10 protein-coding genes and 1 tRNA gene are annotated in these 14,033 nt (G+C 70.2%); 5 read left to right on the top strand and 6 right to left on the bottom strand.

The window, feature by feature from the left end:
- Nucleotides 1-4 precede the first annotated feature (4 nt).
- Nucleotides 5-868, top strand: a complete 864-nt coding sequence (locus ACFY5B_RS16405; RefSeq protein ID WP_389969462.1) for an ABC transporter ATP-binding protein — start codon at nt 5-7, stop codon at nt 866-868.
- Entirely contained in the window at nt 865-1,581 is a 717-nt protein-coding gene (locus tag ACFY5B_RS16400) for an ABC transporter ATP-binding protein (RefSeq protein WP_389969460.1), read from the top strand. The genes ACFY5B_RS16405 and ACFY5B_RS16400 overlap by 4 nt, the downstream gene beginning before the upstream one ends.
- A 73-nt stretch (nt 1,582-1,654) precedes the next feature.
- Here the strand turns inward: ACFY5B_RS16400 and ACFY5B_RS16395 are convergent, their stop codons facing one another.
- Nucleotides 1,655-2,311, bottom strand: coding sequence for an ANTAR domain-containing response regulator (locus ACFY5B_RS16395; protein WP_062926276.1), 657 nt, complete (start codon nt 2,309-2,311; stop codon nt 1,655-1,657).
- A gap of 101 nt (nt 2,312-2,412) precedes the next feature.
- On the opposite strand from ACFY5B_RS16395, the gene ACFY5B_RS16390 reads away from it, so the two are divergent.
- Together ACFY5B_RS16390 and ACFY5B_RS16385 are read left to right on the top strand one after the other, a co-directional pair.
- Nucleotides 2,413-2,499, top strand: a tRNA-Leu gene (locus tag ACFY5B_RS16390).
- Nucleotides 2,500-2,583: 84 nt separating this feature from the next.
- Nucleotides 2,584-3,372, top strand: a complete 789-nt coding sequence (locus ACFY5B_RS16385; protein WP_389969458.1) for a helix-turn-helix domain-containing protein — start codon at nt 2,584-2,586, stop codon at nt 3,370-3,372.
- Nucleotides 3,373-3,379: 7 nt separating this feature from the next.
- Here ACFY5B_RS16385 and pyk read toward each other — a convergent pair whose 3' ends face one another.
- Together pyk and ACFY5B_RS16375 are read right to left on the bottom strand one after the other, a co-directional pair.
- Nucleotides 3,380-4,816, bottom strand: coding sequence for a pyruvate kinase (gene pyk / locus ACFY5B_RS16380; RefSeq protein WP_389969456.1), 1,437 nt, complete (start codon nt 4,814-4,816; stop codon nt 3,380-3,382).
- 165 nt (nt 4,817-4,981) lie between these two features.
- Nucleotides 4,982-5,698: an SIMPL domain-containing protein gene (locus ACFY5B_RS16375; protein ID WP_389969454.1), complete on the bottom strand. Its 717-nt coding sequence runs from the start codon at nt 5,696-5,698 to the stop codon at nt 4,982-4,984.
- 162 nt (nt 5,699-5,860) lie between these two features.
- Here ACFY5B_RS16375 and ACFY5B_RS16370 point away from each other — a divergent pair, with 162 nt between their 5' ends.
- Nucleotides 5,861-7,657, top strand: a complete 1,797-nt coding sequence (locus tag ACFY5B_RS16370) for a bifunctional metallophosphatase/5'-nucleotidase (protein WP_389969452.1) — start codon at nt 5,861-5,863, stop codon at nt 7,655-7,657.
- Nucleotides 7,658-7,670: 13 nt separating this feature from the next.
- On the opposite strand, the gene ACFY5B_RS16365 is transcribed toward ACFY5B_RS16370, so the two are convergent.
- From ACFY5B_RS16365 to pepN, 3 genes are all read right to left on the bottom strand, one after another.
- Complete coding sequence (locus ACFY5B_RS16365; RefSeq protein ID WP_389969450.1) at nt 7,671-9,083, bottom strand: lysine N(6)-hydroxylase/L-ornithine N(5)-oxygenase family protein; 1,413 nt, start codon at nt 9,081-9,083, stop codon at nt 7,671-7,673.
- Nucleotides 9,080-10,474 (bottom strand): pyridoxal phosphate-dependent decarboxylase family protein, encoded by a 1,395-nt coding sequence (locus ACFY5B_RS16360; protein WP_389969448.1) that lies wholly within the window; start codon nt 10,472-10,474, stop codon nt 9,080-9,082. The genes ACFY5B_RS16365 and ACFY5B_RS16360 overlap by 4 nt, the downstream gene beginning before the upstream one ends.
- 1,030 nt (nt 10,475-11,504) lie before the next feature.
- Nucleotides 11,505-13,997, bottom strand: coding sequence for an aminopeptidase N (gene pepN / locus ACFY5B_RS16355; RefSeq protein WP_389969446.1), 2,493 nt, complete (start codon nt 13,995-13,997; stop codon nt 11,505-11,507).
- Nucleotides 13,998-14,033: the final 36 nt, after the last annotated feature.

Here is a 14,033-nt window from a genome sequence, read left to right as displayed (position 1 = left end):
AAACATGACGACACCTGTACTCGAAGCACGCGACGTCACGATGCGCTTCGGCGGCCTCACCGCCGTACGCTCCGTCGACTTCACGGTCAACGCCGGCGAGATCGTCGGCCTCATCGGCCCCAACGGCGCCGGCAAGACCACCTTCTTCAACTGCCTGACCGGCCTGTACGTCCCCACCGAGGGCACCGTCTCCTACAAGGGCACCGTCCTCCCCCCGAAGCCCCACCTGGTCACCCAGGCCGGCATCGCCCGCACCTTCCAGAACATCCGTCTGTTCGCCAACATGACGGTCCTGGAAAACGTGCTCGTCGGCCGCCACACCCGCACCAAGGAAGGCCTCTGGTCCGCCCTCCTGCGCGGCCCCGGCTTCAAGAAGGCCGAACGCGACAGCGAGGAACGCGCCATGGAACTCCTGGAGTTCATCGGCCTCGCCCACAAGCGCGACCACCTCGCCCGCAACCTCCCCTACGGCGAACAGCGCAAGCTCGAGATCGCCCGCGCCATGGCCTCCGAGCCCGGCCTGCTGCTCCTCGACGAACCCACCGCCGGCATGAACCCCCAGGAGACACGGGCCACCGAGGAACTCGTCTTCGCCATCCGCGACCGGGGCATCGCCGTCCTGCTCATCGAGCACGACATGCGCTTCGTCTTCAACCTCTCCGACCGCGTCGCCGTCCTCGTCCAGGGCGAGAAGCTCGTCGAGGGCACCTCCGACGTCGTCCAGGCCGACGAGCGCGTCATCGCCGCGTACCTCGGAGAGCCGTTCGAAGGCGACCCCGGCGAGGCCGAAGCCGCCGAGGTCGAGGCCGCCGAAGCCGCCGCGGAAGCGCCCAGCACCACCAGCAGCACCAAGGGAGAAGCCAAGTGACCGCACTCCTCGAGGTCGAGGACCTCCGGGTCTCCTACGGCAAGATCGAAGCCGTCAAGGGCATCTCCTTCAGCGTCGACGCCGGGCAGGTCGTCACCCTCATCGGCACCAACGGCGCCGGCAAGACCACCACCCTGCGCACCCTGTCGGGCCTCCTCAAGCCCACCTCCGGGAAGATCCTCTTCGACGGCAAGCCCCTCAACGGCATCGCCGCCCACAAGATCGTCGCCCTCGGCCTGGCCCACTCCCCCGAAGGCCGGCACATCTTCCCCCGCCTCACCATCGCCGAGAACCTCCAGCTCGGAGCCTTCCTCCGCAAGGACAAAGAAGGCATCGAAAAGGACATCCAGCGCGCCTACGACCTCTTCCCCATCCTCGGGGAACGCCGCAAGCAGGCCGCGGGAACCCTCTCCGGCGGAGAACAGCAGATGCTCGCCATGGGCCGCGCCCTCATGTCCCAGCCCAAGCTGCTCATGCTCGACGAGCCCTCCATGGGCCTCTCCCCGATCATGATGCAGAAGATCATGGCGACCATCTCCGAGCTCAAGTCCCAGGGCACGACGATCCTCCTCGTCGAACAGAACGCCCAGGCCGCGCTCTCCCTCGCCGACCAGGGCCACGTCATGGAGGTCGGCAACATCGTCCTCTCCGGGACGGGCCAGGACCTGCTGGTCGACGAGTCGGTGCGCAAGGCGTACCTGGGCGAGGACTGAGGCCCCGCCCGTACGCCGAGAGGCCCGCTCCCCTTCTCATCCGGAAGGGAAGCGGGCCTCTCGCGTCTGGTCCTCAGCCCTTGTTGGCCTTCTTCTCGTCGGCGTCCTGAATGACCGCCTCCGCGACCTGCTGCATCGACATCCGGCGGTCCATCGACGTCTTCTGGATCCACCGGAAAGCCGCCGGCTCCGACAGCCCGTACTCCGTCTGCAGAATCGACTTCGCCCGGTCCACCAGCTTGCGCGTCTCCAGCCGGAGCGTGAGGTCGGCGACCTCCTTCTCCAGCTCCTTCAGCTCCGTGAACCGCGAGACGGCCATCTCGATCGCCGGCACGACATCCGTCTTGCTGAACGGCTTCACCAGATACGCCATCGCGCCCGCGTCCCGGGCCCGCTCCACCAGATCGCGCTGCGAGAACGCGGTCAGCATCAGCACCGGCGCGATGCTCTCCTCCGCGATCTTCTCCGCCGCGGAGATACCGTCCAGCTTCGGCATCTTCACATCGAGAATGACGAGGTCGGGCCGGTGCTCACGAGCCAGCTCCACAGCCTGCTCTCCGTCCCCGGCCTCACCGACGACGGTGTAGCCCTCCTCCTCCAGCATCTCTTTGAGATCGAGCCGGATCAGCGCCTCGTCCTCGGCGATGACGACCCGCGTCGTCAACGGAGGCACGTGCGACTTGTCTTCTTCAGGCACGTCAACAGGCTGGGGCGACTCGGGGGCACTCACGTGGGCTCCTTGGTAGGGGCAGGCCGGTACTGCTCCCAAGAGCGTACCTAGCAGCGAGGCCCCACACTCAACCGGTACACTGCTCATCGGTCCGCCGACTTGCCCGGTTGGAGGAACTGGTCAGACTCGCGGCACTCAAAATGCCGTGCCCTTTGGGCATGTGGGTTCGAATCCCACACCGGGCACCACAAGATCAGAAGCGGAGGATCACGTTCGCGTGATTCTCCGCTTTTTGCTGCCCACGGTCACCGTCTGTGACACACAGTGGTCGCATGAACTTCCATGGCACTGACGTGCGACAGAAAGCCATCACTCTTCTGCGCGGGGGCGCGAGGAACGCGCAGGTGGCCCGGAGCCTCAACGTGCCGCTGGGGACGATCGGCTACTGGAAGCACCTGGACCGGGCGAAGCGCGGCGAGTGCCCCGGGCGCCACGATCCGAAATGCCCCCGGTGCGACGGTCGGGATCTGGACGAGCCCGCCTATTCCTATCTGCTGGGTCTGTATCTCGGGGACGGACACATCAGTCACTACTCCGAGCACCGCGTACCCAACCTCATGATCGCCTGCACGGAGTCATGGCCCGGTCTCATGGACGCCTGCGAAGCGGCCATGCGGGCGGTCTTTCCCGCGAACTCGACCTGCCGTGTCCGCAGGACCGGCTGCAGCAACGTGAAGGTCTACTCGAAGCACCTGCACTGCCTGTTCCCCCAGCACGGCCCCGGCAAGAAGCACGACCGCCTCATTGCCCTCGAACCCTGGCAGCAAGCCATCGTCGACGCTCACCCCTGGGAATTCATCCGCGGGCTCATTCACTCCGACGGCTGTCGGATCACCAACTGGACGACTCGCATGGTCGCCGGCGAGCGCAAGCGCTATGAGTATCCCCGATACTTCTTCACCAACGTCTCCGATGACATCCGGCGGCTCTACACCGACACTCTGGACAGGCTCGGCGTCGAGTGGACGCACTGCACCCGCAACGGCAACCCGTTCAACATCTCCGTAGCCCGCAAAGCCTCCGTAGCCCTCATGGACGCCCACGTCGGTCCGAAGTACTGACGGCGCGCTACCTCGGGGTGTCGTCCTCTCCGATGTGGTGGACCCGGACCATGTTCGTCGAGCCGGAGACGCCGGGCGGGGAGCCGGATGTGATGACGACCGTGTCGCCGGGGCTGCAGCGGCCGTAGCGGAGCAGTAGCTCGTCGACCTGGTCGACCATCGCGTCCGTGGTGTCGACGCAGGGGCCGAGGAAGGTCTCGACGCCCCAGGTGAGGCTGAGCTGGGAGCGGGTCGCCTGGTCGGGGGTGAAGGCGAGGAGGGGGATCGGGGAGCGGTAGCGGGAGAGGCGGCGGGCGGTGTCGCCCGACTGGGTGAAGGCGACCAGGAAGCGAGCGCCCAGGAAGTCGCCCATCTCGGCTGCCGCCCGGGCGACCGCACCGCCTTGGGTGCGGGGTTTGTTGCGTTCGGTCAGGGGCGGGAGGCCCTTCGCCAGGATGTCCTCTTCCGCCGCTTCGACGATGCGTGCCATCGTGCGGACCGTCTCGATCGGGTGTTTGCCGACGCTCGTCTCTCCGGAGAGCATCACCGCGTCGGTGCCGTCGATGACCGCGTTGGCGACGTCGGAGGCTTCGGCGCGGGTCGGGCGGGCGTTGTCGATCATCGAGTCGAGCATCTGGGTGGCGACGATGACGGGCTTGGCGTTGCGTTTGGCCAGTTTGATCGCGCGCTTCTGGACGATCGGGACCTGTTCGAGTGGCATTTCGACGCCGAGGTCTCCGCGGGCCACCATGATGCCGTCGAAGGCGGCGACGATTTCGTCGATGGTCTCGACGGCCTGGGGTTTTTCGATTTTGGCGATGACGGGGAGGCGGCGGCCTTCCTCGTCCATGATGCGGTGGACGTCCTGGATGTCGCGTCCGGAGCGGACGAAGGACAGGGCGATGACGTCGAAGCCGGTGCGCAGGGCCCAGCGGAGGTCGTCCTCGTCTTTTTTGGAGAGGGCGGGGACGGAGACTGCGACGCCGGGGAGGTTGAGGCCCTTGTGGTCGCTGATCACGCCGCCTTCGAGGACGGTGGTGTGGATGCGGGGGCCGTCGACGGAGGTGACCTTGAGGCAGACCTTGCCGTCGTCGACGAGGATGCGTTCGCCGGTGGTGACGTCGGCGGCGAGGCCGGCGTAGGTGGTGCCGCAGATGTCGCGGTCGCCTTCGACGCCTTCTTCGACGGTGATGGTGAAGGTGTCGCCGCGTTCGAGGAGTACGGGACCTTCGGTGAAGTGGCCGAGCCTGATTTTCGGGCCTTGGAGGTCGGCGAGGAGGCCGACGCTGCGGCCGGTCTCGTCGGCTGCTTTGCGGACCCGGTGGTAGCGCTCCTCGTGTTCGGCGTGGCCGCCGTGGCTGAGGTTGAAGCGGGCTACGTCCATTCCGGCGTCGACCAGGTCTTTGATCCGGTCGTACGAGTCGGTGGCGGGTCCAAGGGTGCAGACGATTTTTGCTCGGCGCATGAAAGGAGCCTATGAGTTACCGACCGGTAGAGAATTGGTCGGGCATGGCCACTCAACGGACTTTGCGTGAAGTGTTATTGGCAGGTGTCGAATTGTGCGGAGGGGTGCTCCGATGAGCACCCGTAGAATTCGGTCGCATTTTCGGCAAGGAACTCGCCGGAGTGCTTACAGCTGGGGCGGCACCATCGTGAAGCGGGCGTTGATCTGGGCGTGGACGCGTTGGCGCTGGGGTTCGAGGTCGAGGGGGGCGGGGGTGTCCTCGGCGGCGCCGGCGTAGGCCGCGGAGCGCATGCGGCCGGGGGCCTGGGGGTAGGCCGGCGGGGCGGTCTCGGCGCCGATGTCGGCGAGTTCGACCAGGGCGGAGAGGCGGGTGCCGAGAGCTTCGGCGTACTCGCGGGCGCGTTGGACGGCTTCGTGCACGGCCTTCTTGCGGGCTTCACGGTGGGCGGGTGAGTCGGGGCGCAGGGTCCACCAGGGGCCGTCGACGCGGGTGAGTTCGAGGTCGGCCAGGCGGGTGGTGAGTTCACCCAGGGCGGTGAAGTCGGTGAGTTCGGCGGTGACGCGGACGCTGCCGTGGTAGGTGCGGACGCGTTCGCCGCGGCCGTGCTTGGTGAGTTCCGGCGTGATGGAGAAGGCGCCGGTCTCCAGGCGTTCGACGGCGTCGCCGTAGGACTTGACGAGGTCGAGGACGCCGGTGTTGCGGTGGGTGAGGTCGTCGAGGGCGGAGCGGCGGTCGCGGCCGCGGGCGGCGACGGTGATGCCGATGCGGACGATCTCGGGGTCGACTTCGAGGCGGGCTTCGCCGCGGACGGCGATGCGGGGGGCCTCGGGGGTGCCGTAGGGGACGGCGGGCTGGGAGGCGTCTGGGGTGGCCGCGGTCATACGCCCCACTCTGTCATGTCTGGGCTGGTTGGCGGCCGGGAGAGCGGGGGCCGAGTCATCAGATCGCAACCTGCCGGGTCTGTTGCGGCCGGTCATGGACGGGTCAGAATCTACGCGCGTTATCTACGCGCGTCGTTCACAGATTCCGCAGGGGAGCCAGACATGCCGTTGAACCGCCGGAAGTTCCTGGAGAAGTCCGCCGTGACCGGGGCGGGGGTGGCGCTGGCCGGTGCGGTCTCGGCGCCGGTTGCGCAGGCGGCCGAGGCGAAGCGGGGCGCCAAGCGGTACGCGTTCACCGTGCTGGGGACGACGGACCTGCACGGCAATGTCTTCAACTGGGACTACTTCACGGACAAGGAGTTCGACGACAAGGACCACAACGACGTGGGCCTCGCCAAGGTCTCCACGCTGGTGAACCGGGTCCGTGCGGAGAAGGGCCGCCGCAACACGCTGCTGATCGACGCGGGCGACACCATCCAGGGCACCCAGCTGTCGTACTACTACGCCAAGGTGGATCCGATCACCGCCACGGGCGGCCCGGTGCACCCGATGGCGCAGGCGATGAACGCCATGGGCTACGACGCGGCGGCGCTCGGCAACCACGAGTTCAACTACGGCATCCCGGTGCTGCGGAAGTTCGAGCAGCAATGCGACTTCCCGCTGCTGGGCGCGAACGCGCTGGACGCGAAGACGCTGCGGCCGGCGTTCGCGCCGTACAGCATGCACCGGCTGCGCACGCCGCACGGGCGGGACGTGAAGGTGGCGGTGCTGGGGCTGACGAACCCGGGCATCGCGATCTGGGACAAGGCGAACGTGCAGGGCAAGATGACGTTCCCGGGTCTGGAGGAGCAGGCGGCGAAGTGGGTGCCGAAGCTGCGGTCGATGGGCGCGGACGTGGTCATCGTGTCGGCGCACAGCGGCTCGTCGGGCACGTCGTCCTACGGTGATCAGCTGCCCTACATCGAGAACGCGGCCGCTCTGGTGGCCGAGCAGGTGCCGGGGATCGACGCGATCCTGGTCGGGCACGCGCACACGGAGATCCCGGAGTACTTCGTCGCGAACAAGAAGACCGGCAAGAAGGTGGTGCTGTCGGAGCCGCTGAAGTGGGGCCAGCGGCTGACGCTGTTCGACTTCGAGCTGGTCTGGGAGAAGGGCTGCTGGAAGGTCGAGACGGTGGGCGCGAAGGTCCTGAACTCCAACACCGTGGAGGAGGACCCGAAGATCACGAAGCTGCTGACGGACGAGCACGAGAAGGTCGTGGCGTACGTCAACCAGGTCATCGGCACCAACGCGGCGGAGATGACGTCGACCGAGGCGCCGTACAAGGACGTGCCGATCATCGACCTGATCAACCACATCCAGGCGGACACGGTGAAGCAGGCGCTGGCGGGCACGGAGTACGCCGCGCTGCCGGTGCTGTCGCAGGCGGCGTGCTTCTCGCGCAGCGCGCGGATCCCGGCGGGCCAGGTGACGATCCGGGACGTGGCGGGGCTGTACGTCTTCGAGAACACGCTGGAGGCGCGTCTGATGACGGGTGCGCAGATGAAGGCGTATCTGGAGTACTCGGCGAACTACTTCGTGCAGACCGCGCCGGGCGCCGCGGTGGATCCGGCGAAGCTGACGAACGCGAACGGTACGCCGGACTACAACTACGACGTGGTGAGCGGCCTGTCGTACGAGATCGACATCGCGAAGCCGGCCGGGTCCCGGGTGACGAATGTGCGGTTCGAGGGGCAGCCGCTCGCGGACGACGCGAAGTTCGTGTTCGCGGTGAACAACTACCGGGCCAACGGCGGCGGGAATTTCCCGCATGTCGCCGCGGCGCAGCTGCTGTGGTCGAATTCGGACGAGATCCGCAACACCATGATCGCCTGGGTGAAGGCGAAGGGGTCGATCGACCCGGCCGCCTTCGCGGCGGTGGACTGGAAGCTCACGCGTAACGGCACGCCCGTTTTCTGAGCGGCGCGCCTCGTCACCTTCGGTCGTCGACCAGCGGCGTCAGTGCCGGTGCCTCGCGGGGCGGCGGGACGTGCGCCCGCTGGGTGAGGCCGAAGGTGGTGAAGGCGGTGCGGCGCGGGAGTGCGTAGGCTTCCCTGCCCGTCAGGGAGTTGAGGATGATCGCGCTGCGCCAGGCGGCGAGGCCGAGGTCGGGGGCGCCGACGCCGTGGGTGTGGGTTTCGGCGTTCTGGACGTAGACGGTGCCGGTGACGGACGGGTCGAGGACGAGCCGGTGGTCTTCGTCGATGCGGGGGCGTTCCTGGTTGTCGCGGCGCATGTAGGGGTCGAGGCCGGCGAGGATCCGGTCGAGGGGGCGTTCGCGGTAGCCGGTGGCGAGGACGACGGCGTCGGTGGTGAGGCGGGAGCGGCTGTTCTGCAGGTCGTGCTCCAGGTGCAGTTCCACTTTGGTCGTGGCGACCCGGCCGGCGGTGCGGACGCGGACGCCGGGGGTGAGGACGGCGTCGGGCCAGCCGCCGTGCAGGGTGCGGCGGTAGAGCTCGTCGTGGACGGCGGCGATGGTGGCGGCGTCGATGCCCTTGTGCAGCTGCCACTGGCCGTCGACGAGCCGGTCGCGGGTGGATTCGGGCAGGGCGTGGAAGTAGCGGGTGTGGTCGGGGGTGAAGTGCTCCAGGCCGAGCTTGGAGTACTCCATGGGGGCGAAGGCCTCGGTGCGGCCGAGCCAGTGCAGCTTTTCGCGTCCGGCGGGCCGGTTGCGCAGCAGGTCGAGGAAGACTTCGGCGCCGGACTGTCCGATGCCGACGACGGTGACGTGTTCGGCGGCGAGCAGGGCGGCGCGGTGGTCGAGGTAGTCGGCGGCGTGGACGACGGGCACGCCGGGGGCTTCGACGAGGGGCTTGAGGGGGTCGGGGACGTAGGGCTCGGTGCCGATGCCGAGGACGACGTCGCGGGTGTAGGTCCGGCCGAGGGCTTCCGCTTCTCCGTCGCTGTCGAGTTGGGTGAAGTCGACCTCGAAGACGTCGCGTTCGGGGTTCCAGCGGACGGCGTCGACCTGGTGGCCGAAGTGGAGGCCGGGGAGGTTCTCGCTGACCCAGCGGCAGTAGGCGTCGTACTCGGCGCGCTGGATGTGGAAGCGCTCGGCGAAGTAGAAGGGGAAGAGCCGCTCGCGGGACCTGAGGTAGTTGAGGAAGGTCCAGGGGCTGGTGGGGTCGGCGAGGGAGACCAGGTCGGCGAGGAACGGGACCTGGAGGGTGGCGCCCTCGATGAGCAGGCCGGGGTGCCAGCCGAAGGCGGGGTTCTGGTCGTAGAAGACGGTGTCGAGGCCGCCGAGGGGGTGGGCGAGGGCGGCGAGGGAGAGGTTGGCGGGGCCGATGCCGATGCCGACGAGGCCGCGGGGGGCGTCGGGTTCGGGGGTCGGTGCGGGGTTCATCGGGGGGTGTGTCCTTCCACGAGGGTGGCTCGGCTCGCTGCCGCGAGGTGCAGCAGGGCGGCCAGGTCGTCGGGCCCGGTGACGGGGTTGAGGAGGGTGGCCTTGAGCCAGAGCCGGCCGTCGAGGCGGGCCCGGCCGAGGACGGCCCGGCCGTCGGTGAGCAGCGCGCGGCGTACGGCGGCCACCGTGGTGTCGGTGGCGCCCGTGGGCCGGAACAGCACGGTGCTGATGACGGGCGGGGCGTGCAGGTCGAAGCCGGGGTGGGCGTCGACGAGGGCGGCGAACCGCCGGGCGTGGGCGCAGACCTGGTCGACGAGGGCTCCGAGGCCGCTGCGCCCCAGGGTTTTGAGGGTGACGGCGAGTTTGAGGACGTCGGGGCGGCGGGTGGTGCGCAGGGACCGGCCGAGGAGGTCGGGAAGTCCGGCTTCGGTGTCGTCGTCGGCGTTGAGGTAGTCGGCGTGCTGCCGCAGGGCGGCGAGGTCGTGGGGGTCGCGGACGGCGAGGAGGCCGGCGGCGACCGGCTGCCAGCCGAGTTTGTGCAGGTCGAGGGTGACGGTGTGGGCTGCGTCGAGTCCGGTGAGGCGTGCGCGGTGCCGGTCGCTGAAGAGGAGGCCTCCGCCGTAGGCGGCGTCCACGTGGAGTCGGGCGCCGTGGGCGGCGCAGCGGGCGGCGATATCGGGCAGCGGGTCGATGCGTCCGGCGTCGGTGGTGCCGGCGGTGGCGGCGACGAGCAGCGGGCCGGGCAGGCCGGTGAGGGTCTCGTCGAGCGCGTCGGGGTCGAGCGTGCCGCCCGGGGCGGGTACGACGACGGGTTCGGGCAGTCCGAGCAGCCAGGCGGCGCGGGGCAGTGAGTGGTGGGCATTGGCCCCGCACACGAGCCGGACGGATCCGCCGTGGGTTTCCCGGGCGAGGAGCAGGGCGAGCTGGTTGGACTCGGTGCCGCCGGTGGTGACGAGGCAGTCGGCCGTGTCGATCCCCGGGTAGATCTCCCTGGCCAGTACGCCTGCGGTCAGGGCCTCCAGCGCGGAGGCCGCCGGGGCCTGGTCCCAGGAGTCCAGGGACGGGTTGAGGGCCGTGGCGGCGAGGTCGGCGGCGGTGGCGACGGCGAGGGGCGGGCAGTGGAGGTGGGCGGCGCACAGGGGGTGGGCCGGGTCGGCGGCGCCTTCCGCGAAGGCCCGGACCAGGGTGGGCAGGGCGTGGGGGTCGCCCTGGTCGGGCAGGAGCTCCCCCACCGCTTCCCGCAGGCGGGCGGCGACCGCGTCGGGCCCGCCTGTCGGCAGCGGCCCGCCTCTGGCCCGGGCGCCGGTGTCCAGCGCTTCGAGGACGGTGTCCAGCAAGGGCCGCAGGGCGTGGGGGCCTTCGGGTCCTGAGGCGAGGGGCGGCGTGCTCATGGGGGCTGACCTCCGGGGCGCGGGGCGATGCGCCCGTACGGCTCAACGACCCGACCCGGGTGGAGGTATCTCCCATACGGGAAACCCGCTCGAAGCGGCGCGATCGTCGGCCTCGGTTCCCGAGGTGAGCCGTGTGGCCCCCGGCCCGGTCGGCGAAGGGGCGGGCCGGGCTGCCCCGGTGATGAGCGGGCAGGACTGCCCCGATGACGGGCGGGACCGAGCCGTCCCGATGACGGGCGGCCCGCCGAGTGGCGGAGGGGGCCGGCCGCCCGTCGGATGCCCTATGCCGCCGCCCCCGGCTCTGGGTCTCGCCGCCCCCAGCTGTCGCCGACCGCCCCAGCTTTCGCGGGCCCCAGCCCTCGGCGCCCTCACGGGCCGGGCTGCCCCGGTGATCAGCGGGCAGGGCTGCCCCGATAACGGGCGGCCCGCCGCAGTGGCGGAGGGGGCCGGCCGCCCGTCGGATGCCCTATGCCGCCGCCCCCGGCTCTGGGTCTCGCCGCCCCCAGCTGTCGCCGACCGCCCCAGCTGTCGCCGGCCGCCCCAGCTGTCGCGGGCCCCAGCCCTCGGCGCCCTCACGGGCCGGGCTGCCTCGGTGATGAGCGGGCAGGGCTGCCCCGATGACGGGCGGGACCGAGCCGTCCCGATGACGGGCGGCCCGCCGCAGTGGCGGAGGGGGCCGGCCGCCCGTCGGATGCCCTATGCCGCCGCCCCCGGCTCTGGGTCTCGCCGCCCCCAGCTGTCGCCGACCGCCCCAGCTTTCGCGGGCCCCAGCCCTCGGCGCCCTCACGGGCCGGGCTGCCCCGGTGATCAGCGGGCAGGGCTGCCCCGATAACGGGCGGCCCGCCGAGTGGCGGAGGGGGCCGGCCGCCCGTCGGATGCCCTATGCCGCCGCCCCCGGCTCTGGTCTCGCCGCCCCCAGCTGTCGCCGACCGCCCCAGCTTTCGCGGGCCCCAGTCCTCGGCGCCCTCAGCTGTAGACGGCCCCAGTTCTCGGCGCCCTCAGCTGTAGACGGCCCCAGCCCTCGCCGCCCCTACTTCTCCCCCGCTCCCTGGACCCGCAACGCCCGTGCCAGGTCGTCCAGTTGGTCGACCAGCTTGCGGCGCAGCGCGGGGATCGGGTCGGCGTCGCGCAGGCATTCCTCGCCGAGGCGGAGGGTGTCCGTGTCGACGGCGTGTGCGGGGAAGGCCCAGCGGCCGGCGGCGTCGGCGATGGCGGGGCCCCGGCGGTCGGCGACGGCGACCGCGTCGGCGTAGTAGCGCCCGACGTACTCGCGTACCAGGTCGGCCTGTTCGGGCTGCCAGAAGCCGCGGGCGGTGGCGGTGAACAGATAGTTGGACAGGTCGTCGGAGCCGAACATGGCCTCCCAGGCGCGGGCCTTGGCCTCGGGGTCGGGCAGGGCGGCACGGCAGCGGGCGGCGCCCTCCTGGCCGGTGGCGCTCGGGTCGCGTTCCAGTTCGGCGGCGATGGCGGCCTCGTCGGTCGCGCCGAGGACGGCGAGCCGGGCGAGTACGCGCCAGCGCAGCTCGGGGTCGAGCTCGGGGCCGCCGGGGACGGTGCCGTCGGCGAGCCAGGCGGCGATGGTGTCGGGGTGGGCGGCGGTGTCGATGCGGTGGCGTACGGCGATCAGGCGCAGGCCGGGGTTGTCGCCGTCCTCGGTGCGGCGGATGAGGTCGCGGCACAGTTCGGAGAGGGTGGCGAGTGCGGCGGGCCGTTCCTCCGGAGTGAGGTAGCGGTCGGCGATGTATGTGGCGGCGAAGGCGAGCACGCCCTGGACGATGGCGAGGTCCGTCTCCAGCGGGAGGTGGGCGCGGGCGGTCTCCAGGTAGGCGACGGGGGTGAGTTCGCCGTCGCGGACGGCGTCCCTCAGGGCGTTCCAGACGACCGCGCGGGTAAGCGGTTCGGGCAGGCCGGACAGGTCCTTGCGGACGGTTTCGAAGGACTCGGGGTCGAAGCGGACCTTGGCGTAGGTGAGGTCGCCGTCGTTGAGGAGGAGCAGGGCGGGCCGCTTGCCGATGGGGTGGGCTTCGGTGTGCGGGAGGTCGAGGTGGAGGCGTTCGCGCAGCACGAGCTGGCCGCCGTCGTCGCCGAGGTCCCGGTCGTAGAGGCCGGCGGCGATGCGGTGCGGGCGGCTGCCGGTGCGGTCGACGGTGAGGGCGCAGGTGCCGTGCTCGCCGGGGGTGACGCGCGGGGTGAGGGTGTCGACGCCGGTGGTGCGCAGCCAGGCGTCGGCCCAGGCGTGGACGTCGCGGTCGGTGGCGCCGGCGAGGTTGTCGATGAAGTCGGCGAGGGTGGCGTTGCCGTACTTGTGCCGGGCGAAGTGGGCGTTGATGCCGGCGAGGAAGTCCTTCTCGCCGAGCCAGGCGACCAGTTGGCGCAGTGCGCTGGCGCCCTTGGCGTAGGAGATGCCGTCGAAGTTGAGCAGTGCGGAGGCGGTGTCGTCGACGGCCTCGGGGGCGACGGGGTGGGTGGAGGGACGCTGGTCGGCGTCGTAGCCCCAGGACTTGCGGGTGACGCCGAAGTCGGTCCAGGTGTCGGTGAAGCGGGTCGCTTCGGTGAGGGTCTGGTAGCCCATGTACTCGGCGAAGGACTCGTTCAGCCAGATGTCGTCCCACCACTTGAGGGTGACGAGGTCGCCGAACCACATGTGGGCCATCTCGTGGGCGATGACCATGGCGCGGGTCTGGCGTTCGGTGTCGGTGACGGCGGAGCGGTAGACGAACTCGTCGCGGAAGGTGACCAGGCCCGGGTTCTCCATGGCGCCGGCGTTGAACTCGGGGACGAAGGCCTGGTCGTAGGAGTCGAACGGGTAGGGCTCGTCGAACTTCTCGTGGTAGCGGTCGAAGCACGCGCGGGTGACGTCGAGGAGTTCGTCGGCGTCGGCGTCCAGGTAGGGGGCGAGGGAGCGGCGGCAGTGCAGGCCGAAGGGCAGGCCGCGGTGTTCGGTGCGCACGGAGTGCCAGGGGCCTGCGGCGACGGCGACCAGGTAGGTGGAGATGAGCGGTGTGGGGGCCGCGGTCCATACGCCGTCGGTCTGTTCGGTGATGCCGTTGGCGAGGACGGTCCAGTTCTGTGGGGCCTTCACGGACAGTTCGAAGACGGCCTTCAGGTCGGGCTGGTCGAAGGCGGCGAAGACGCGCTGGACGTCTTCCATGAACAGCTGGGTGTAGACGTAGGTCTCGCCGTCGGTGGGGTCGGTGAAGCGGTGCATGCCCTCGCCGGTGCGGGAGTAGCGCATCCGGGCGTCCACGCGCAGTTCGTGCTCGCCGGCGGTGAGGTGGGGCAGGGCGAGGCGGTTGCCGTCCAGGGCCTCGGGGTCCAGGGGGTGTCCGTCGAGGGTGACGGAGCGCAGCTCGGCGGGCTTGAGCTCGACGAAGGTGTCCCCGTCCACGCGGGCAGCGAACCTGATCAGGGTGCGGGAGTCGAAGGTCTCGTCGCCGCCGGTCAGGTCGAGTTCGATCGTGTAGTGGTGGACGTCGAGGAGCTCTGCTCGGGTCTGCGCTTCGTCGCGCGTCAGTACGGACATGCGAGACATGCTGCCTGATGGCGTCGGCAAGGCACA

It is taken from the genome of Streptomyces sp. NPDC013187 (assembly GCF_042899705.1).
Taxonomy (GTDB): domain Bacteria; phylum Actinomycetota; class Actinomycetes; order Streptomycetales; family Streptomycetaceae; genus Streptomyces; species Streptomyces hawaiiensis_A.
The sequence above is the reverse complement of the archived record's forward strand: the minus strand, read 5'-3'. Positions and strand labels throughout refer to the sequence as shown.